Source organism: Paenibacillus hexagrammi, from assembly GCF_021513275.1.
Lineage (GTDB): Bacteria > Bacillota > Bacilli > Paenibacillales > NBRC-103111 > Paenibacillus_E > Paenibacillus_E hexagrammi.
On the sequence record NZ_CP090978.1, the window covers coordinates 37,946 to 58,607 of the forward strand.

Below are 20,662 nucleotides of genomic sequence, written 5' to 3' on the forward strand. Positions count from 1 at the left end.
ATTTTAGTCTCAACTATAACCGTTACGCATATAGGAGGGCATAATGAATGGTATTATCTTTATTTACCCGATCGCTCATATCACTTAATACAGTAGCAATGTAAATTAAATTATTTAGCCAAGACTGTTTTGATAAAGGCTCAATCCCGAATTCCCAATGCTCGGATTTGAAAAGGGGAGATATGGTTTAATTACATTGACTATATAATCGATTTTAGACTGTTCTATATGTAAATCAATTTGTGAAATAGTTGAATAAATTTGAGCAAGATTACTATTGATATTAGCCTTAGTTGAACCTATTTCTGCCTTTTGCAATAAATCAGTATTTGCCCGTTCAGGGATAGCCTTATATTCTTCTTCAGTTTGGTTAGCTTCTACACTCTGCATGATAAACCTGCCTAAAATATTCTTTTTCGATGAAAGCAAGTCGCTAGTACTATCTCTTAGAGCTCCTAAATAGTAATGCTGAATATTTCAAATGTACTGGAGCTAGCTTTTTGACCTGGATTTGCTTCAGTATAGTAATCAGGGTGCTTGTCTCGTCTTTTTTCATAAATAATTGTAATTGAGGCGAAATCTTCAACAGGTCACGAATGACTATTGAAAATTTTAGAGGAATCCCATCAATGGATTTGTCATTCAATAAAGACATAAACATCATAATCGGAGAAAATGGATCATCAAAATCTACTATAATCGATGCCATTCGTTTGCTTTATAATTTAGGCGAACCGATAAAAGAACTATTTGTCAAAAACGAAGACTTTGCAACAAATCTTGAAACTGGTGGTTCCGCAAACATCATAAAATTCACTTATGAATTTCGAGGATTAACGGACAGTCAAAAAGGTGCCTTATACGAATACATAGTCCTTGAAGGACAAAGGATATGCCAGATCCTACTAAAAAGTTCTATTCCTATTGATATGGATATCACAAAATCAAAAGGAGAATTTTTGAAGAGGGATAGAGAAATGTTGCGCGAATTGGCTTAGCTTTGACGAGTATTGTTAGAACTTATAATATTATTTTCCGACTTTTTTAACAAGCATTAGTAGGCAGCATAAAAAGTACTTTCTGACTTTTATTTTCAATGGATGATTTTTTATGATTTTATAACCCATTAAATTAAGCCAAACCACTTTCCGAGTTTTTTACAAAGGGACAATTGCTTCATTTGAATCCGTTACGGAGAACATGTGTGGCAACGAAGAAGCTGTGAACTAGCTGTTCCTGAATTAACTGTGGGGCCAACAGTTGTACCAGGAACTGCGTTTTGTGGTGGGGAGATGAACCTCGACGCGCTTGAGATCTTGAAGTTGTATCCGGCCCGCTTTAAGATCAAATGTAACTTCAGAGCGTTGAAGCAGGCGATCGCCGGATTCAGTTGCCACTTAATAAGTGCGAGGTGTTAGAGTCCAAATCCAGGATAAGTGATGGAGGCAGACAAGGACGAATAAGGTCACGGTTGATGGTCTGCAGCTCATCCCGGATCGTCGAGTTTTCTTTGCCTAAGCGGATGAGTACCTTGCTCGGCAGAGAATGGTGTGGGCAGCGCCCTCCGAGAAACAGACGTAACAGAGAGTAATTTTGCAAACAGCGGAAATGAAACAGTCGCTCGCCGATAAGGAGATAAAGGAAGATGCGATGAAGGGGAACAACCGGTTTTTCGTCTTGCTGCAGGAGATGGTTTTCAGGGTATCCGCCAGCCTGATTTTTTCCATGTATTCCATATTCCAGATAGACTTTACCTCCTCCAAGCTCGTCGATTTGAGTGTATGGGGCAATGAAAGCTTCGTTCAGCGTGAATTCGGTCTTGATTTTGCTTACGGGTGTGGTAGACTTCACCTTATAGTGCTCATCTCTTTGGGTGATGTTGTGTTCGTAAACATCATTCTACCAAAGATTTGGAGCCCTTTTTCATTTTTAGCGACGGTTACTTTCGTAATTCTGGTTGAAGTTTTTTTGTCCAGCTTACCTATAGGGATGAGAAGTTGTTTATATTAATGGCTCAAACTAAAATTAGTGCTTGATTTCTGGCGAGGGAGTCGCCGCGGATCAGGTTTTTTCCCATTCCTGTTAAAGCCTGATTCCTTATTGAGTTATGACGTTCATGGTAGAAATCGTTCTTTAAAGCGTATGCCTCCGAAGTAGCTTTCTGAAGAAATCTTTTAAGGCGACCACTATCGTTTCTCCAAAATCCCTCTGCCCCTCCGCTCAGGTCCCTCTTTCAGTCAAGCACTTATTTCGGTGTTGAGCCATATTAATCACGTGTGAAGCTGTGTTATATTAATCACGTAAACGATGCATAAAAAATGGAATAGAAGAACAAATAAGCGCATGTTTTTCTTGGCTCAAAGCTGCATAGAGAAAACACCTCTTCTGTATGGGTAGTGGTAGCTCGAAATTCTCACTTTACCGACAAAGTGGTGGTTTTCTACTTATTGCCAAGTCGATTGCTTCATTCGCTTTTTGCCTATAGAGCAGGTACTGTACCCCTGTTTTGTCTCTGCGGATGTTGAGTTTATAAGAACTTAGGAGGTTCAGCTGATGAGCGTTGATTTTGATAGGCATAGAGAATTTAATGGAAAAGTTGGGGCGTACACATACTTTTTATTGGAAATATTGTCCAAATTAAGTGATGGAAACGAATTCTGTTTAAGTGATTTAGATTTGCTAAAAACAATCAATATTAGAGTGCTCGACGCAAATAAATTACCAGAGAATAGAATGAAATTATCTGTTCATTACATAAGACTATGTAAAATCATCGACAATTTACTAAAAGAGTATGAGAATTACGATGATGAGTTTAAGAAAACTGTAATTGACTATTACATTCAGTCCAACAGCATAAAAGAAATGAACAGCATTGGTTTGGGCTGGTATTATGATGTCAAATATAGAAAAGAAACCTCTACTTTATATAGCGTTGGTTATGGAGTAGATAGCAATTGGCATGAATGGCTTAAGAACTCTTATAACGAAAACAATAAAATAAAAGAAAATGGAGTTCAGTCATTTTTCTATGCTTGCAAGGAGCATATCAATCCAGGTGGTAAAATAAGATTAAAGTCATTGTCCAAATGCTTCGGAATTGACTTGTTTAAATATATGCAGCTTGATCGGAACGGTAATGCAAATTTGTATATCATAAAAGATGCGCCTATAAATTTTATTGAATACGAGGGCAGTAAAATCACATTACAAGAATATCTATTATCAGATTTCGACTTTGATGCGAAGAAGAATCCTGAATTTTGCTTTGATTTCAGCCACCCAAGAAATGAAGAGAAAAAAATTTTGATACCTGGTCCAAGAAGTTTTTGAGTGATGGCAAATTTATTTCGGAGGCAGAGCTTGAGGATAGTAAGAAAGCTTTAGGTATGGATGATAACAAATATGATTATTTTGTATTAAATTTTTTACAGAATAAGCATACAAAGGGTGGAGATCGAGCGATTAGCTCAAGAATCAGCCCTATTGCGGATAAAGAGGTTATTGCGAGCAAGACTTTCTGGGAAATTGCCGAGTATGCTGAAGAAGCAACCCTTATGGCGGCATCCGAAAAATGCTACCACATCACATTTGATGAGACAGAATATTGCCAGCTTATCTTTAGCTATTTTAAGGCATATCATAAAAACAAAAACCAGGGACGGGCTTGTTTTGAGGAGAGATATGCTTCTATACTGGCAAGAGAAAAAGAGAGCATAAAGAACAATATTGATAAACTTGAACAAGAGCAGCGGTTATTAAACAAGGATGATGCTCAGCATAAAGATGAAGATAAAGAAAGTATACAGGAGAAGCTTAATGTGAATAGTCTTCTAATTAATTTTTATCATTCATACAAAGATTTTCTGGATAATGAAGTTATCAATGAAACAAATGCAAAAGTTCAGTTTGCGCTTTCGTTTGTTGACTGGAGTACAGATGAAATACCCGAAAGGTGGTCACTAAATAATATGTATACTGTAAAAGAACATCAAGAAAAAAACTTGAAAGTAAATTTATATAAATGCCTTTGCAAATCAGCGGCTTCAGTGTGACATATGGAGGATGAATATGGGAAACAACCAAATGGTTTCATTTGATTATATAATTAATGCTTACCTTAAGGAGTACGATATATATATTCCACTTATTCAACGGAATTACAAATGGGATTCTGGTACCGCTTCAAAATTGGCCGCTGATTTATGGAAGGCCTATTTAAATAAGCAAGAAACCTATACTGCAGGAATGATCACATTGCATAACGAATTAAATGGCAAAATGCAATTAATAGATGGGCAACAACGTATCATAACCTTATATATGTTGCTAAAATATTTAAAGCCCCATGACGAGTATTTCTCCTTTCGAATGGAAAGAGATGAGGGATCAATCAAACTGAATATACGAGACAAAGCTATTTAAAAAATGTTGCTTCTCCGAAGCTTTCAGAAAAAGAGATGTACACTGATTTGATTCGATTCCGAGATAATTACTATGCGATTAAAGAAGAATTAGAGGCTTTGGAAAAAAAACAAGAGGATTCAGCTTATAACTACATGGCTTACAATGCCCAAAAAGCAGATGATTTTATGAAGTATATAAGAGAAAACGTATACTTTCTCTTACATATCTCTAATGCAGAGCCATTTGATGAGTTTATCAACCTGAACAAAAATAAGACCCGCTTTGTTATTTCGGACAGGATTAAAGCCAATTTAATTATAGATTCAAAAGAAATAGCGAAGAAAGATGAAGTGCTGCACCTTTTTCGAGATTTATCAGAAGTGCTATTTCTCAAACAGGATATTTGGGATTTGGTAAAACAAGGATATTGTGAAGCAACCCTGCCGGAGGATGAAAAGCGTGAGAAGGATAAACATTATCCTGACGAGAATCGCCTTAAATTACTGTGCTGTGAACGGTATGGAAGCGATAAATATGATGTGAGCAGTACATTGGGTTATCAGTATGAGAAAGAATTGGCTTTGCTGAAACAGTATAGGAATATCCTTGTTGTGTTGTCATCAGATATAAGTAAAAACAGTTGGAACAGTTATAATGCTTTTAATTGTTTATATAAGCTGGACACGATCGTAAATAACAAACAAGATGAAAAAAATGCGCTCCGTTTTTTTGGCATGTTAAAAAATAATCACAGTAAATACCTGGAAGAATATCTTCTGAAAACGTGTTCCGAGATGAAAGAAGCATTTGCACAGGCTTGCTTTATTGAATCTCAATTAGGTGATGAAAAACTTTCTCTTGATTATGTGGATGCCTTGAAAAGTATTCGTGAAGAATTTAATGAAGAAGGGCAACAAAACTGGCTATATAATGGGACAGCTGAATTTGAAACATTTCGTCAAATCTATTTTACCTACATTGAAGACAAGTATCATCATCAGGGGGCACTCTCATGGAATCGATAAAAATGTCTTTGAAAGATGTTCTCAGTACGTTTGATAAAGTTATCATACCTGATGTTCAGCGTGACTATGTCATGGGGAGCGGCGGCAAGAAATTTACAGATTTATTGACTGCAATGGCGGAGAGTGCTGTAAAAGATAAAAGATTTAATTTCAGTTGCCTTGTTGGTTATAAAGACAAAAACAATTTCTATGTTTATGATGGGCAGCAGCGCTTAGCGACGCTTGTTTTCCTTTGTGCTCATTTGAAGGAAAGCACTGACACGGTTAGAACAACGCAAGAATTGCTTAAGAAGTTTTCGTTTACAGGCAGGGATTTGGCCAATTCATGGCTGGAAAAACCAAAGGAAATAAAAGTAGATAAGGCTGTTGACTTTACTACATATTCACTGGCTAAACTGATTGAAGAATTTACCCAAATTCAACCACCTTATTATAATTATAGACCGTCTGACAGGATATCATTTGACTTTCTTTTTAACAAAGTGCTTTTTGATATGATTTTTATTGATGAGATATGCGATGCTGAGCAATTTTTCTTGGATATAAACGATGGGTTGGATTTAAGGTCCTATGAAGTATTCAAAGCTGAGCTATTTCATCATGCTAGTAATAACGTGTTGACTCGAGATTCTTTTAAAAGATTTGCTTTAAAAATGGAGAATGACTGGCTTAGATTCTTTTTGCCTTACTTACATAAAAAATCCAAGTCGATGCCTGGAAACAATACGGAAGTAATTGCTCATTGTGAAGAGGAACTGCTGATAGGTTTCTTGCAGTACTGCTTTCGTATGATGTGGATAGAAGAAAAAGATAGCGAGGAGGGATACGAGTCAACCACGGTTAGCTGGTTGACCCAGGAGCACCTTATGCGCTTGGAATGTATAGTAGATGCTGTTGTTAATGAGATGGGCAATGCCTCCCTCTCTTCTCTTTCTTGTATTAATTACTCCTTAAAACATGATGCTTATCGTAAGGGACATCATTGGAATATTAGCGATATAAACTATATTGCAATGTTAGAGGAATTTTTGTGCAATGTTTCTAACTCAAATGAGACAAAGAAAGATGTTGTGATCTGGTGCTATATAGCCAACTTGCCGTACGTTGGGCAAACCAGAGATGCCTTATATGCATATCTCCGTTTAGTAAAAAAAATATTAAATAATAATAGGAAATTATGTGATAGTGCGATGATAAAGTGGGGTGGTCTGCGCCCAGAGCACAACTACATTCTTCATGCCGGATACAATGTGCAAGGAATCCCTCAATATTACACCCAGTGTGAGAATGAAGAATGCAGCGATGATACAAGGTCTTTATTAAATAGTATAATTAGTCTGAATAAAGGATTTATACCCAATGCAAATATGTTATGTGCAAATGATTGCATACAAGCGTGCAAAAACAACTTGTGCAAAAGCATACTATTAAAAGAGACAAAGAAAGAGAAATCATCAGATAGAAATACGATTGAACAGTACGAGAACCTGCCGTTTATAAATGGTTTGGTGGATAATTTTTTGAATTATACTGAGGATGCGTGCCAGTTGAAAGAATTCTGCAACGATGCATTGTATTCTAAGCTTAGTGATATCCAGCGCCACGATTTACAGTATCAATATAAGCATATTGTACAGTTTTTTTACGAAAATAAAGTAAGTATTGGAGAAATCCTTTTTTCTAATATCCATATATCATGGGAAAATTATTGTGGAACTACACATAAAAAGCATCAAGTTTCTCTTGTGCCTCACACTTGGTGCGATTTCTTTACTTTTGATAATGGGATACCATTTAGTGAGACTCCGCGGGACTATCCTTTACATATATTACCGGATGGTTGGATTTCTGCCGACGGCAAAATTACGCAGCCAGAGGAAACGGATGTAGAAAATAAGGATGGCTTTGCAGCCTATGCAAAAACGCATGCCGTTTGGGATACAAGCAATTTTCTCGGGAATTTTTCATATATTCTTTTGAACGCAGAGAATGGATTGATAGGTAATGGCATTAACATAAATTCTTTGCCAACCTATTTAGATAACTACAACAGCAAGAATTGGATCTTTAATTGGTTAAGCCAAGAGACAAAAGTCTATTTTTCTGACAAACCTTATTTGAATAGAATATTGTTATATAAATTTAAACTCTTTATGGAAAGTGACGAAAAAGGAAAACAGGATATGACGATCTACTTAAAGGAAAACAAAGAAAAAATGCGGTTTATAGATATTAATGGAAATAGATTTTTCATCAAATTGGATGAAATACAGTAAACATAGCGAGAATTCAGTCTTGATTTTATTTACTGGTGCTCTTCTCTTTGGGTGTTGTTGTTTCGCAAACACCATTCTACCAAAGATTTGGAGCCCTTTTTCGTAATTAGGGTTCAATTAGTATTGTGATATTAAATGATCAAGTGGCTTCAGTCAAGTTTTTTTTGGCTGGGGCTTTTATTTTTGGACATTTCCCTAAAAAATCAACACGAAGTTAGTCGGCATCGATTTTTGGTAACACTGATATAAAACGCGGTAATTAGTACGGTAATACGTAATCAAACAAAACGAAGAATGGTGGCGCTTTGATGAAGCAAAGGATAGGGATACTTGAGGGTATTTTGATAAAAGTCACTATTGTTATGTTATTTGGTTTTGGTGTAGGGATGATTAGTATTCAGGAGGATTGGAGAAAAGCAATTGAGGCAATCGGCATCGGTACGTTAATGTTAGCGATTTACTTAATGGGCAGAAAGATAGAGGGATTCATGAAGGATGATGATGAGCTTTAGGAAGTTGCCTGCGCCGTTTGCATTAAAGGTATATATTTTAAGATTAGGGGGGAAGGTCTAGTACGAAATATCTAAAATAAGATATAAGTATTAAATATAGTATTAGGGATATAATAGTGATATAAGAATCTATGAAGGAGTTGTTCTATGGGAATGAAAAAACATTTGCTGAGAAATGGATGTGCGAGAGTGACCGCGAGAGGCATTATTTTCAAGGGTGCTAGATTTACATGCTCAAAAGCAATCAGAGATCAGTGGTTTGAAAAGGCTGTGTTTGAGAAAGAGTGGCGGGTAAGGATTGTATATATTCTCAACAAGGAATTGTCAGCAATTTATATAGTCGCAAGTAATGGCGACTTGGAAAAGTGTAATCGAATAGATGATAGTAAGAGACCTTCGGACGTTAAACTTCAGCTTTACTTTCAGAGCATTCAAAAACTTAAAGCATTGCGAAAAATGCAAAAGAATGATGCGTATAACATAAATCGAGATAAGCAAAGGTGGGAAGATGGAAGAATTAATTGAAGATATCGAAAAAACCATCAATGTTTACAAGCTGAGCATCGAAAGAGAAAAAAGTACTATGATTATCCATTCACGAACAATCCGGATCATTACTACAAACTTATGATGCTTCAGAAGACATTAGAGGTTTGGACAATCTGTCTGGAGAAAATCTTGAGGTACAAAAAACATAGATGGGGACCGGTAGAGCCAAGTAGGAGCAAGGAGTTCACTAGTAGGATTAAAATCGAGAGGAACGGCGTGCCCGGTTTTGTGACTCCATGTACTCTTGACGCGATGTTGACCTATATGAAGCGTTTAGAGAGTAGAGTTGAACAACTAGAAGGTATCTCTGAATAGAGGGAGGTTCGAAATATCATGCCTCCCCCTAGTCGTTAGCTCCTCTTGCAATGGTTCTATCGAAGAGCACCGTTTCTACGATGGCTGTCAAGAGGTGAAAATGAAACATGAGAATGGAGATGGAAGGATGATTTTTAAGATTACAGAAGAGATGCTTCAAAAAATACAAGATTGGGACTCATGTAAACCCGTTGACGTTTCAGGCGCTAAATTCGCTTATACTTTCGTTCCCACTGGACTGGGGTTAGTCATCGAGGTGCAATGTGATATATGCAAAAGGGCCCTGAATCTAACAGAAGACTGGTTATGAGCTGGTATTGCCTTAAAACAGCAGAGAATCTTGATTGGAATTAGGCGGTTCTTCTATAACTCCACAAGCATCTGCGTTGCTTCTGGTAAGAATAGCTTCAATAATGGTGGCAATCAGTTTCTTATCTTTAGGGGCAATTTCATTAGCATCTACAGTTAGTGAAATGCCAGAGCGTAACAATTTAAGGAGATCCCATGTCGATCCTTTCACAAAAGAATAGTCAATTGCAGGCATCAAGGAGATTTGTCCAAAAGGGTCCGAAAATGTGGTTCGGGAAAATTGCTTAACCAAGCAAATAGTCTGCCGAAACCTCAAAGGTATTAGCTAATGCGGTAATTTGCTCTGGATCTGGATTACCTTTGTTGCGTTCCCAATTAGAAATAACGTGTTTCGTTGTGTCGATTTTCCCGGCGAGTTCTTCTTGTGTCCACCCTCTAGATATACGCGAAGTTTTAATTCTTTCTCCTAATATTAACATGTATCCTCCTACCCATAATCTGCTTATCTGAATACAAAACTGAACAGTAAAGTGAACACTTTACTGTATGGTAACATATTGCGTTTAAGTTGTAAATTACTCGACTAAATGGAGTTGACAAGTTGAGTAAATATCGTTTATCATCAAAGTCAATTATTAATTGTTTTATTCAATTATATTATCAACAAAAAATCTACAAACCTATGGAGGAGTTGTTCATGTCTAAAAGACGTCGGCGCACAACAGCAGCAACAATAGAAAGGTGGATTAAGGAAGGACGTGGTAAGGGGCATTTTGCGGAATATAAGCCTTGGTTAACCATTCATGATGTTCCATCCCATGGGGTTGTAACGAGAATTCGGGGTTGGAAGAGTGGGCGACTACACCATTATTTGTCCGAACACTATGAATTAGCTCATCATTATCAAATGGAGTGGGCATTGGACGTTGTTGATATTAGAGAACAATACCCTTTGTTGCCTTTAGAAAAAACAATGTTCATTGCACAAAAGCTGGGCATCAGACATCCAATTGATCCGAAGACCAAGCATCCCATTGTAATGACTACAGACATGCTATTGACCGTAAGGTCAGGTGAAGAACTTAGGTGTATAGCTCATTCCATAAAGCCATCGGCTAAATTAAATCGAAGGGTATTAGACAAGCTTCAAATAGAGAAGTATTACTTCAAAGATCTGGATATAGAATGGCGGCTGATTACAGAAAATCAAATCAATTACGATTTGGTTAAAAACGTGGAATGGTTGCATTCGGCCAAGGTTTTGGATGAGGTGGCGTGTCTAACCGATGAACTGGTTTGTGAATTGGAGTCTGTGTTATATGAATGGATCGTTAATATAGACAAGCCATTGGCCAAAATTACCTTGGATCTTGATGCAAAGATGGATTTACCGATGGGGGCCAGCATGAATGTTGTTCGATATCTGATTGCTAATCGGTTATGGGAAGTGGATATGAGTCGTCGAATTCTTCCTACACAGAAACGATTAGAAATACAAGTGAATCATTTTCAAAACTGGAGGACTGACCATGAAAATAATCGTATTAGCGTCTCTAGAAGATAACGAGGCTACATTAAAGTCTGTTTTAGAGTCCAAATTAATAAAGGAAAGCCAGACGATTCAAGCGATTAAGATAGATCAAACAATAGCTGATATATGCGTAATTAACTCGGCCAATCCTAATGTAATTACAAGACCTATCCTAACCTTTATTGAAACTGGAGGAGAATAAAATGGAGCTATTTATCAATACTCTGCTTGAAAAAAGAGACGCAGAATCAAAGCTTGTTGATTGCGAGAGGGTCCTGTGGCTGAATCAGTCGGAGGATTGTGCCGTTACCATTTCTATTATAAAAAAAACCGGGGTTCCTGAGATTAAGCGGATCTCATCTATTGAACAGGAGCTTATTGAAGGGGTGATGATTAAGCGCGAGCATGACCCGTATTCCAGGTTTATGGTTTCGGAAGAGCTTCTAACCCCAAAAGAAATTCGCCTTAGAGATGAAGCCTGGAAATGTATTAAAGACATAGTAGAACTGGAGCCTAACATTTACAATCCAAAAGAGCGGTATGAAATTATAAAGAGTGAAATGAAAAGAACCGGCAAGGGAAAAAACCTTTACTATAAATACTTACGCTATTACTGGACTGGAGGGAAGATGGTGAATGCTATACTTCCCAGATTCAGAAAATGCGGAGGGAAGGGCAGTAAGAAGAATCCCACTCAAAAGATGGGCAGACCCAGAGAAACCAGTATTTCTGTAGATCCCAAGTTAAAAGGAGTCTTAATAAGTGAGGGTCATCGTAAAATATTCGATGCGATCATCAGAGAGGTCTATTTAAAAATAAATCGGAGAGACTCCGTGAAATATACATATATTGAGATGTTAAAGAAATATTATCAGGTTGGTACCACTAAGAAAGGCAGATATGAGATCCCGATAATACCTCCAGGACACGATGTACCAAGTATTGCTCAATTGCGATATCACATTCGAAGGTATTACACCAAGCGCAAGCTACTAATCGCTCGAGAAGGCGAGGTTACATTTAATCGTGATTTCAGGCCGTTGCTTGGATCAGAAACAAGGAAAGCAACCGGACCGGGACAGATCTACGAGGTTGACGCTACTGTCGCGGATGTATATTTAGTAAGTTCGATTGATCCCAATATTATAGTTGGCAGGCCTGTTGTATATATTGTTGTTGATGTATACAGCCATATGGTTGTCGGGTTATACGTTGGGTTTGAAGGTCCGTCTTGGCTTGGAGTCATGATGGCTATTGAAAATACAGTGGAGAATAAGGTTGAGTTCTGCAGGCAGTATGATATCGAAATTACTGAGGAAGAGTGGCCGTGTCATCACATGCCTGATAGTTTTATGGCTGACCGAGGCGAGATGGAGAGTAAAAATGCTGACTCGCTTGCTAATGCGCTAGGAATCAAAATAATGAACGCGCCTCCGTATCGTGCTGATCTAAAGGGCATCGTAGAACAGCAATTTCGAACATTAAATGTGACGCTCCAACCATGGACACCTGGCGCTGTAAAGAAAGAATACAAAAAGCGCGGGGGACCGGATTACGTCTTAGATGCGAAGCTCACACTTAAAGAATTTACACAAATGATGATCGAGATGATTCTTCAAAGAAACAACCACCATTACATGGAATATTACCCTTTAGACAAAGATCAAGCATTAGATAAAGTGCGGCCCGTTGCAAGGGATTTATGGAATTGGGGGATATCTCATAATCACTATTTGAAGAATGTTCACCCGGATATCGTTCGATTGAATGTATTGCCCGAGGCAAAAGTTTCTGTGAATCGGGAGGGGATATACTTTGAAGGAATGTATTATGGTTGTGAAGAATTAGCGCGTCAGGATTGGTTCGTTAAGGGAAAAACGCAGAAGGTGCCGATCGCTTATGACAGAAGATGTATGAATTATGTCTATGTGAAGACGGACAATGGCAAGGGTTTTATAAAGTGCGATTTATTGGCCAAGTCTTCCCGATTCATAAATATGAGCCTTGAAGAGGTGAAATCAACCCGGTACGAGGAAAAACTGTCAAGAAGCATGTATTATAATGAAACGGAACTTCAGGAAGAGGTAACCCTAAGCGCGAAGTTAGAAGCGATTAAGAACGAGGCAATGAAGCGGAGTGCCGATAATCAAGATCATTCCTTAACAAAGTCTGAACGGAAGTCCAATATTAAAGGAAATAAAGCCGTTGAAAGAGATATGTTGCGAAAAGAACAAGCTTATGAGTTGGGTAAGTCTCCAAATGAGGGGACTGACGAACAATCTAATCCTGGAGATCATGTAATCCCTCTAGAAACATATAAACCTAAATCAAAGTTGGGTCTACTCGCAAAATTAAAGGAAACGGAGGAGAAGAAGCATGGTTAAGCAAGCTCAACAGCAGGCCGACTTTTATCATTATTCCCCGAGCCTTATAGGCAGGCAAGAGGAGGCAAACTATTCCGATCAGGAAATTCCTGACTATAGGGATAATCCTTTTATTGAAGGTTTACCTCCGATATTTGAAGAAGAAGATGTCGCATTACAAATTAGAAAATACCCTGATTACGATGAAAGGCAACGTAAATTAGGACGACAGACAAGGCTGCATCTTGTTCAACAGATTTCCGATTATGTCGAACCTTTACCTTCACATTTTCTGGTGGAACAAAGGCTTTCGCGATTAATCCGACATGGTTATAAAGCCAGGAATCCTTTCTCCCCAGCACTCATGAGACAATTTCATATAGGGTTTAAAGAAATTCTTGAAGGGGGAGTTGATTCAACAGGGAGTAATATTGCAGGGGTGAGATCTACTGCTGCCGGATTCGCTATCCTTGGAGTAAGTGGACAGGGGAAGACAACGGCAATCGAGAGCTCCTTACTCTTATACCCGCAGGTAATCCATCACTCAACTTATAAAGGGCAACCATTTATCCGTAAACAAATTGTCTGGCTTAAATTGAATTGCCCATTTGATGGTTCGTTGAAAGGACTATGCTTTAATTTTATGCAGTCCATTGATTCGATTCTTGGTACAAATTATTACCGCAAATTTGCAACTAAAGGGACTTCCGTAGATATGTTAATACCGATACTGGCTCATATCGCTACCTTACATGGGCTAGGAGTGTTAGTCATTGATGAAATTCAATTCCTGAGTTTTCTTAAAAGTGGCGGCGCTGAGAAGATGCTTAATTACTTTACTCAATTAATTAATACGATTGGTGTCCCTGTGGTATTAGTAGGGACGTTTAAGGCAATGAGGCTGCTTTCAGGTTCCTTCAGTCAAGCAAGAAGAAGCACAGGACAAGGGGATTTAATCATGGACAGACTAAGTGAAGGGGAAGATTGGGATTACATCTTAGAATCTCTCTGGAAATATCAATGGACTGCTACAGAGACACCCCTTAAGCCTCATTTGAGTAAGAAAATGTATGATCTTTCTCAAGGAATTGTTGATATTGCGGTTAAGCTGTACATGTTAGCCCAGTGGCAGGCTATCGAGGATGGAAAAGACAATGAAAAAATTACAGGAGCACTCCTGGAGAACGTTGCTAAACAACACATGCAGCTGGTTCAGCCTATGTTAAAGGCTTTGAAAAGCAAAGATCCCCAGGCGTTAGAGTTAATAGATGATTTATATCCTAAGTGGAATGTGTTGGATCAATATTTACAAAAGGCAGATGAGAAAGTCCATATTCAAGGAGAGGTCAAAACAAAGGTATTGCGTGATGAAAAGATAGAGCAGGACGAAGAGAAGCTAATTGAACTTGTAAAAACAGCAATGGATTTTGGGGCTTCTTATGATATGGCTTATGAAACTGCTAATAAGGTTATTCAGTCTAATGAGGCTGAGAAGGACATGGTTGATTTACGAAAACAACTTATTAACCATATTACGTTCAATTCAATGACGGATGAAGACGAAAGCCGTGGTAACGAGGGAAAAGAAGCCCAAGTAAAAGGGAACAGTAAAGCTAAAAGTAAGAAAAAACAGCAGGTTATGCTCGATGAGGACGACCTGAGAAATGCAGTAGCTAACAATGGAAAGGATACGGAGGCAATCTATGAAAAGTTAGTGGATATAGGAAGTATCCCGTCGGAAGATGAACTATCGAGACTAATAATTTAGTAAATTGATTGAGTACTAGGCTCAAGTAAAATAGGGAAAACTAGCAATATGGATTGTCAACACAAAACTGGACACTTCTTATGAGGGCAGTTTTCTTGCTTGAACTGGGGTCAAGTACCCCAATGTACCGTGTATTCGGTGATGGTTAAACCAATGAACATAGTCATATAACTCAACGGCAAGCTGTTGCCCCGTATGAAAATGGACCTGGTTCGCGAATTCCGTTTTGAAAATCTTAAAGGTTGCCTCTGCGACAGCGTTGTCATAAGGGCAACCCTTTGCGCTAAGAGAACGAGTAATTTGAAATGTTTGCAATGCTTCAGAGATTAACTTGTTTTTAAACTCACCACCACGATCCGTGTGAAACATTTTAATGCGGTTAAGAGGCACGCTGAGGCTCGCTACGGCTCTGTAAACAAGGAGTGCGTCTTTGTTAGGACCGCTGCTAAACCCAATAATCTCGCGGTTATAGAGATCAATAAATAAGCACACATAGTGCCATTTTCCTGCAACGCGGACATAAGTCAGATCACTTACAACGACTGCACAAGGCTCCTCTTGCTTGAACTCTCGCTTAAGCTGGTTACTTGTAGGAGATTCGTTAGGATCGCTCTTTGATGGTTTGTACTGGGCAACCGTATAGGTGGAAACTAGAGCGTATTTCTTCATAATACGTCCAATTCTGCGCCGAGAAGCGAATAGCTTTTTCTTTCTTAGTTCAACTTTAATTTTACGTGTACCGTAGTTGCTTCGACTGTCTCGGAAGATTTCTAAAATTGTCTCCTCTAGCTGCTGCTCTTCTTCCGAATCGATCGGTTCTGACTTGTAATAATATGTGCTACGTGGCAACCCCAGGACTTTACACATTGCTGATACCGAGTATTTGTGAGCATTATTGCGAATCACGTTTACTTTCGTCCCATGATCAGCGCGGCTTGCTTTAAAATGTCGTTCTCCATTCTGAGTTGTTGAATTTCTTTACGTAGGGCAAGCAGCTCGGCTTCTTCTGGTGATCGATTAGCCTTTTCTGTAAAGGCACCAGATTGTTGACTCTGACTAATCCAGCGGTCGAGTGCTGATGAGGTCAAGTCGTACTCTTTGACGAGGCTTGTTCTTGATTTTCCGTTTTCGTACAACTGCACCATCTGCTTCTTAAATTCTTCCGTAAATGTTCTTCTTTGCTTGGGCATTGTAGTTCCGCTCCTTCTTTCTTATGTGCTTTATTCTACTAGCCCTTAATTTTTATGTCTAACTCAGTGTAGACGATCCAATAGGATATTATCTGAGAGGGTGATTCTATTGCTGGCTTATTTCCCCACTCTATATAAGGATGAGTTGCTTTATAGCGCGATCGCCAGATACCATGTATTTTCAGGCAATAGGACACAAAGACAAACCATCGAGGACCTTTTCGGTAGTCGATCGGTTTGTGCGACTGCAGATCTGCCAAGTCATTTAGTTAGTCTTGCCGAAAATCTGAATGGGCAATATACAGTCGATCAAATCATCAACAATCATACCTTACTTCCCTATTACAATTCCTTTATGAAGCAACAGAGAATTGATCAAGTAAAAGCTTTGATGAAAAATGGGAGTAGGCAGGGGGAAGTTCATGCCTCTCTGGGATTGCTTGCTACTTCCATAAAAATACCTGCAAAGCTAAGATTTTGTACTGAATGCTATAAAACAGATAGTGAAACATGCGAACCTTATTGGCATCGCTGTCATCAGTTGCCCGGTGTAATTATATGTCCATTACATAAGAGCATATTAAGGGTCAGCACGGTAGAATATTCGACTCTTCATCACAAATTTTCATTTGTGCCTTTAGTGATGCACGCAGTACCGGGTTATACCGAACCAGTTATCGATGCCAACTGGGTGGATCATCTGGCATTCATTGCTGTTCAATCAAATCTACTTCTACACTCCCAGTCAAAATCTATAGTGGAGACTGCATCCTATAGAAGTATGCTGCCAATGGAAAGATACCAAACAGTATGCGGCCGGGTACGGTTTAATCATTTTATGCAGGATTTTAGGAATTTCTACACTGATGAACTACTGGAACATTTAGACTGTGATATTGATTCGAACAGCTCTGATACGTGGTTACATAAAATAATCAGGGACCAAGAAGAGATTACGCATCCACTAAGGCATCTATTACTGATCCGTTTTTTCGAAAAATCTGTCGGTGGTTTTTCGGTCCCCAACGATAACCTGGCATTTGGAAGCGGCCCCTGGCCATGTCTCAATAAAGCGGCTGATCATTATAATCAAAGTGTTGTTGAAGAATGTGTAGTTACTAGATGTTCAACAACCTCAAAGCCGGTCGGAACCTTCCATTGTAGCTGCGGATTTGTATATTCAAGAAGAGGCCCAGATACATGCGATGAGGATCGAAACCGCAGAGGTAGAATTAAAGCTTTTGGTCCGGTTTGGCATGACAAGCTAAGGCGTCTTAATGAAATCAATATATCTCTTCGTCAGAAAGCAAAAATTCTCGGTGTCGACCCAGGGACTGTAAAGACTCAAACGGAGCATCTTGATACGTATAAAGCAACTTTGTATAAGTCGAGAAGCGAAGGTCAAACTACCAGGTCGAGAAGAGACAACGGAAGAGTATGTTCGCTAAAGAAGGTCAAACGAACAAAAAAGGATTGGGATCAGCGAGACGAGATTTTGTATGATGTGGTGGTAAGGACGGTCGAACAGATGAAACAGTTGACTAATCCGCAAAGAATATCATTGGCCTCAATAACTAGACATACGGATTCAGGCCAACTGAAACATAAGCTTATGAAGAATCTAAACAAGCTCCCCAAAACCAATGAATTCATTAAGCAACATGTCGATTCAACAGAGACATTTCAAGTTCGTAGGTTAATTTGGGCAGCAAGCAGGCTTAATGAGACGGAAGGAAAGGTATTGGGATGGAGGTTATTGAAGCTAGCCGGCTTGAATCATCCATTAAAGAAAATGGTTAAGGACAAATTCATGGAACTCGTTGAGCATCAGTCATGAAAGAAGGATGATGTTTATGTTATCGTATTTCCCTACCTTATATTCAGATGAAGATAGTAGGTCCATAATATTCAGGTACCATGTGCTTTCGGGTAACAGTGATTTTTCAGTAACAAATTCAGAGTTGTTCGGAAGAAAGGTCTATGGTTTAACCGTACTTCCTCGCAACTTGAATTTTTTGCTTAATCAGTTGCCAAGCCGATTTCTGTCAACGGATGATTTTTTGTTTAACCATACCTATTTTCACTGGATCAAACCATTCATACCTAATGACCGGTTATCAAGAGCCATTGAAGAGATCACCGAAAATGCAGGTGATTCCAATATTGCTGTTTTACTAGGCAAGGGTAAAGATCGACTTATTTCAGAGGACTTACGTTATTGCCCTGATTGCATGAAGAATGACAGTCAAAAATATGGTGAAGTTTATTTGCATAGGACCCACCAACTAACTTTTATAACATACTGTCCAGAACATGGCAGTAAATTGATTGTGCTTTGCCCGAGCTGTAATCAGAAATTGGCTAGAGCGAAAGATGGACAATTATTAGCTTCTATAGTGTGTGAATGTGGATGCAATTTATCAAATTTTCAAGAAGAATCGGTATCCTCCAACTATAATATCAAACAGCGAGTCCTTACGAACTTCTATCAGATGGTTAGGTACTCCAAGCAGGTATCCCGGGAAGAGATATTTGCAAATTTGAAAAATGCATTGGGACTAAAAGGATACATGAAGTACTCGGGTGGCGTTGACAGAAAACAAATTTTTCAGCACTTTGATAAATTTCTGAAAGACAATGGTTTAATGGGATACTTGACTACCGACTTGAAGGCACAGGTTAATTCGGACAGTTTCTTTCTTTCATGTAAGGGAGTTAAAAATATCCTGCTATATGTGCTGATTATGATGTTTTTATCTGGTTCAGTTGAACATTTTATATTGGAGAATGGAGCCTTTTGTATACCGATACCGTTTGGGAATGGGCCATGGATTTGCAATAACCCGGTATGTGAAGGATATGGCTTAGGAGTTATCAAAAAATGTGTTCGTGTTGATCATGATGGAAGATATATTTCTGGATTATTTGGTTGTCCGCTATGTGGCTTTAGTTTCTCAAAAAGATGGAAATTAAACGATCATAGTAACGAGAAGCCTTATGCAGTGTTAACAATGGGTCCATTGTGGCACTCGACTGTATTAGAACTTCATTCAAGTGGTTTAAGTAATAATGCTATTGCAAAAAGGTTAAAGACATCCCCAACCCAAATAAAACGTTCATTGAATCGGCATAAAGAGCCGGTTTTAGACACTAGAATACTTCAGTCGCTTGAAATGTTATGGGCATCGTCTATGGATAATAATGACGAAGTTGCTGCAACCTCAGAAGTCACCACGTCGTTAACAGAAAATCGCAAAAAGATACTTGCAATAATGCAGGGAAATAGCCAACTTTCAAGAACTGAGTTGGCTAAAAGATATAATCATCTGTATCATAAAATGTTAAAGAACGACCGAGATTGGATGGAACAAAACCTACCTCCCAGCAAAAAGAACCAGATTAGAAAGGATTGGGCTAAGTTAGATCTTGAATATAGCAAAACTTTAGCCGCGGCAGCAGATGACCTGTACAAATCGAATCCCGCTGAGCAGATAAGAAAGTATACCATTTTGGCTAATGCCCCCAAGATTATTACTGAGCATCTAGAGAATGCACCTGAAAAATTCCCAAGAGTTGCAGAATTACTAAAAAACAAGGTTGAGTCAGACACAAATTACTTAATCCGCCATCTTACAGTAATTATTGAGCAGATGAAAAAATACAACAAGAGAGTCATTTCCCTTGATAGTATAAAAACGTTCAGTCCAATGTACAGGAAAAGTACAGCGGAGGTGGACGAAAGGATCATTAACCAATTGGAGACAATGATATTTTGATTGTAGAGGAACCAAGCAACCTATGTGCTTGGTTCTCTTTACAAGACTTGTAAATTGAATTATGGGATAATAAACTAGGTATAAAGTATTAGTATGGCTGAGGGTAAAGCATATGAAATGAACTCGGAGGAGATTAGGTGAGCCAGGTGACCCTATCAGCATAGACTTAGTCCAAATTTCGTACATGCATTACCCGCGGCAGTATTTACGAACAATTATGGGGGTGAAAGAACTTGACTTTACTAGATGATACCGAGAAAGTGACGTTTTTGATAAGTTCCTTGGATCGTCATATTAAAAATCTTCCTAGTAAAAATGCCTTTGCTAATTATCTTGAATCAATCCGAATTTTCTTAAGCACAAACGATTCGATCAATCAAAAGGCGGCAATTTCCAATAGTGAATTATTCGTAGATAATCTTACCTATCAACTATGTAACCAAATTACTGCAAAAAGGGCAGTAGGTACGTTAATAGCTTCTTTGAATAAAGTTGGCTATTTGGAAGCGATGGATGCTGCCGCGATCATTCTTGAGTTTGAGCAACTTCTTGAACAATTGTCTCTTGAGGAAGCAGAGAATATTTGTAAAGAACGTTGGGAAACGCAGGAACAGTAATTATTATACGGCATGGATGATGCC

Annotated in this window: 19 protein-coding genes and 1 pseudogene; 15 read left to right on the plus strand and 5 right to left on the minus strand. The window is 38.5% G+C overall.

The window, feature by feature from the left end:
* Window positions 1-114: 114 nt before the first annotated feature.
* Complete coding sequence (locus L0M14_RS00255; protein WP_235120131.1) at window positions 115-390, minus strand: hypothetical protein; 276 nt, start codon at window positions 388-390, stop codon at window positions 115-117.
* A 206-nt stretch (window positions 391-596) separates the two neighbouring features.
* On the opposite strand from L0M14_RS00255, the gene L0M14_RS00260 reads away from it, so the two are divergent.
* Complete coding sequence (locus L0M14_RS00260; RefSeq protein WP_235120132.1) at window positions 597-998, plus strand: AAA family ATPase; 402 nt, start codon at window positions 597-599, stop codon at window positions 996-998.
* A gap of 418 nt (window positions 999-1,416) precedes the next feature.
* Here the strand turns inward: L0M14_RS00260 and L0M14_RS00265 are convergent.
* A pseudogene (locus tag L0M14_RS00265) lies at window positions 1,417-1,851 on the minus strand (IS1380 family transposase); the annotation flags it as partial.
* A 702-nt stretch (window positions 1,852-2,553) separates the two neighbouring features.
* On the opposite strand from L0M14_RS00265, the gene L0M14_RS00270 reads away from it, so the two are divergent.
* The 7 genes from L0M14_RS00270 to L0M14_RS00300 all read left to right on the plus strand — a co-directional run bounded on the left by L0M14_RS00270 (window position 2,554) and on the right by L0M14_RS00300 (window position 8,745).
* The gene (locus L0M14_RS00270; RefSeq protein ID WP_235120134.1) at window positions 2,554-3,333 is read left to right on the plus strand and encodes a hypothetical protein; all 780 of its coding nucleotides are present in this window, start codon (window positions 2,554-2,556) and stop codon (window positions 3,331-3,333) included.
* On the plus strand, window positions 3,330-4,055 hold the full coding sequence (locus L0M14_RS00275) for a hypothetical protein (protein ID WP_235120135.1): 726 nt from the start codon (window positions 3,330-3,332) through the stop codon (window positions 4,053-4,055). The genes L0M14_RS00270 and L0M14_RS00275 overlap by 4 nt, the downstream gene beginning before the upstream one ends.
* 16 nt (window positions 4,056-4,071) lie before the next feature.
* Entirely contained in the window at window positions 4,072-4,425 is a 354-nt protein-coding gene (locus L0M14_RS00280; protein ID WP_235120136.1) for a DUF262 domain-containing protein, read from the plus strand.
* A 47-nt stretch (window positions 4,426-4,472) separates the two neighbouring features.
* On the plus strand, window positions 4,473-5,432 hold the full coding sequence (locus tag L0M14_RS00285) for a hypothetical protein (protein WP_235120137.1): 960 nt from the start codon (window positions 4,473-4,475) through the stop codon (window positions 5,430-5,432).
* Window positions 5,420-7,708, plus strand: coding sequence for a DUF262 domain-containing protein (locus L0M14_RS00290; RefSeq protein WP_235120138.1), 2,289 nt, complete (start codon window positions 5,420-5,422; stop codon window positions 7,706-7,708). Before L0M14_RS00285 ends, L0M14_RS00290 begins: the two co-directional genes overlap by 13 nt.
* A 308-nt stretch (window positions 7,709-8,016) precedes the next feature.
* Window positions 8,017-8,220 carry a hypothetical protein gene (locus L0M14_RS00295; protein WP_235120139.1) on the plus strand — a complete coding sequence of 68 codons (204 nt, stop codon included), beginning with the start codon at window positions 8,017-8,019 and terminating at the stop codon, window positions 8,218-8,220.
* A 147-nt stretch (window positions 8,221-8,367) separates the two neighbouring features.
* Window positions 8,368-8,745, plus strand: a complete 378-nt coding sequence (locus L0M14_RS00300) for a hypothetical protein (protein ID WP_235120140.1) — start codon at window positions 8,368-8,370, stop codon at window positions 8,743-8,745.
* A gap of 661 nt (window positions 8,746-9,406) precedes the next feature.
* Here the strand turns inward: L0M14_RS00300 and L0M14_RS00305 are convergent.
* Together L0M14_RS00305 and L0M14_RS00310 are read right to left on the minus strand one after the other, a co-directional pair.
* Window positions 9,407-9,685 (minus strand): hypothetical protein, encoded by a 279-nt coding sequence (locus tag L0M14_RS00305; protein ID WP_235120141.1) that lies wholly within the window; start codon window positions 9,683-9,685, stop codon window positions 9,407-9,409.
* Window positions 9,678-9,872, minus strand: a complete 195-nt coding sequence (locus L0M14_RS00310; RefSeq protein WP_235120142.1) for a helix-turn-helix domain-containing protein — start codon at window positions 9,870-9,872, stop codon at window positions 9,678-9,680. The genes L0M14_RS00305 and L0M14_RS00310 overlap by 8 nt, the downstream gene beginning before the upstream one ends.
* 218 nt (window positions 9,873-10,090) lie before the next feature.
* Between L0M14_RS00310 and L0M14_RS00315 the strand changes: the two genes are divergently transcribed.
* The 4 genes from L0M14_RS00315 to L0M14_RS00330 are packed head-to-tail and all read left to right on the plus strand — an operon-like array spanning window position 10,091 to window position 15,055.
* On the plus strand, window positions 10,091-10,957 hold the full coding sequence (locus tag L0M14_RS00315; protein WP_235120143.1) for a TnsA endonuclease N-terminal domain-containing protein: 867 nt from the start codon (window positions 10,091-10,093) through the stop codon (window positions 10,955-10,957).
* On the plus strand, window positions 10,923-11,126 hold the full coding sequence (locus L0M14_RS00320) for a hypothetical protein (protein WP_235120144.1): 204 nt from the start codon (window positions 10,923-10,925) through the stop codon (window positions 11,124-11,126). Before L0M14_RS00315 ends, L0M14_RS00320 begins: the two co-directional genes overlap by 35 nt.
* Before the next feature lies 1 nt (window position 11,127).
* Complete coding sequence (locus L0M14_RS00325) at window positions 11,128-13,308, plus strand: transposase family protein (RefSeq protein ID WP_235120145.1); 2,181 nt, start codon at window positions 11,128-11,130, stop codon at window positions 13,306-13,308.
* On the plus strand, window positions 13,301-15,055 hold the full coding sequence (locus tag L0M14_RS00330; protein ID WP_235120146.1) for an ATP-binding protein: 1,755 nt from the start codon (window positions 13,301-13,303) through the stop codon (window positions 15,053-15,055). The genes L0M14_RS00325 and L0M14_RS00330 overlap by 8 nt, the downstream gene beginning before the upstream one ends.
* 78 nt (window positions 15,056-15,133) lie before the next feature.
* On the opposite strand, the gene L0M14_RS00335 is transcribed toward L0M14_RS00330, so the two are convergent.
* Window positions 15,134-16,245 (minus strand): IS3 family transposase gene (locus L0M14_RS00335; RefSeq protein WP_235120147.1). Its coding sequence is split into 2 segments (ribosomal slippage): window positions 15,134-15,999 and window positions 15,999-16,245, totalling 1,113 coding nucleotides; the frame shifts between segments, so codons are not numbered across the junction.
* A 109-nt stretch (window positions 16,246-16,354) separates the two neighbouring features.
* Here L0M14_RS00335 and L0M14_RS00340 point away from each other — a divergent pair.
* The 3 genes from L0M14_RS00340 to L0M14_RS00350 all read left to right on the plus strand — a co-directional run bounded on the left by L0M14_RS00340 (window position 16,355) and on the right by L0M14_RS00350 (window position 20,638).
* On the plus strand, window positions 16,355-18,082 hold the full coding sequence (locus tag L0M14_RS00340; RefSeq protein WP_235120148.1) for a TnsD family Tn7-like transposition protein: 1,728 nt from the start codon (window positions 16,355-16,357) through the stop codon (window positions 18,080-18,082).
* Window positions 18,083-18,098: 16 nt separating this feature from the next.
* On the plus strand, window positions 18,099-20,021 hold the full coding sequence (locus L0M14_RS00345) for a TnsD family Tn7-like transposition protein (protein ID WP_235120149.1): 1,923 nt from the start codon (window positions 18,099-18,101) through the stop codon (window positions 20,019-20,021).
* A gap of 233 nt (window positions 20,022-20,254) precedes the next feature.
* Window positions 20,255-20,638 (plus strand): hypothetical protein, encoded by a 384-nt coding sequence (locus tag L0M14_RS00350; protein WP_235120150.1) that lies wholly within the window; start codon window positions 20,255-20,257, stop codon window positions 20,636-20,638.
* Window positions 20,639-20,662: the final 24 nt, after the last annotated feature.

Excerpts from the sequence above, each read along its gene's own strand:
- L0M14_RS00255 (WP_235120131.1), bottom strand. The coding sequence starts at position 390 with ATGCAGAGTGTAGAAGCTAACCAAACTGAAGAAGAATATAAGGCTATC.
- L0M14_RS00260 (WP_235120132.1), top strand. The coding sequence starts at position 597 with ATGACTATTGAAAATTTTAGAGGAATCCCATCAATGGATTTGTCATTC.
- L0M14_RS00270 (WP_235120134.1), top strand. The coding sequence starts at position 2,554 with ATGAGCGTTGATTTTGATAGGCATAGAGAATTTAATGGAAAAGTTGGG.
- L0M14_RS00280 (WP_235120136.1), top strand. The coding sequence starts at position 4,072 with ATGGGAAACAACCAAATGGTTTCATTTGATTATATAATTAATGCTTAC.
- L0M14_RS00290 (WP_235120138.1), top strand. The coding sequence starts at position 5,420 with ATGGAATCGATAAAAATGTCTTTGAAAGATGTTCTCAGTACGTTTGAT.
- L0M14_RS00295 (WP_235120139.1), top strand. The coding sequence starts at position 8,017 with ATGAAGCAAAGGATAGGGATACTTGAGGGTATTTTGATAAAAGTCACT.
- L0M14_RS00300 (WP_235120140.1), top strand. The coding sequence starts at position 8,368 with ATGGGAATGAAAAAACATTTGCTGAGAAATGGATGTGCGAGAGTGACC.
- L0M14_RS00310 (WP_235120142.1), bottom strand. The coding sequence starts at position 9,872 with ATGTTAATATTAGGAGAAAGAATTAAAACTTCGCGTATATCTAGAGGG.
- L0M14_RS00315 (WP_235120143.1), top strand. The coding sequence starts at position 10,091 with ATGTCTAAAAGACGTCGGCGCACAACAGCAGCAACAATAGAAAGGTGG.
- L0M14_RS00320 (WP_235120144.1), top strand. The coding sequence starts at position 10,923 with ATGAAAATAATCGTATTAGCGTCTCTAGAAGATAACGAGGCTACATTA.
- L0M14_RS00325 (WP_235120145.1), top strand. The coding sequence starts at position 11,128 with ATGGAGCTATTTATCAATACTCTGCTTGAAAAAAGAGACGCAGAATCA.
- L0M14_RS00330 (WP_235120146.1), top strand. The coding sequence starts at position 13,301 with ATGGTTAAGCAAGCTCAACAGCAGGCCGACTTTTATCATTATTCCCCG.
- L0M14_RS00345 (WP_235120149.1), top strand. The coding sequence starts at position 18,099 with ATGTTATCGTATTTCCCTACCTTATATTCAGATGAAGATAGTAGGTCC.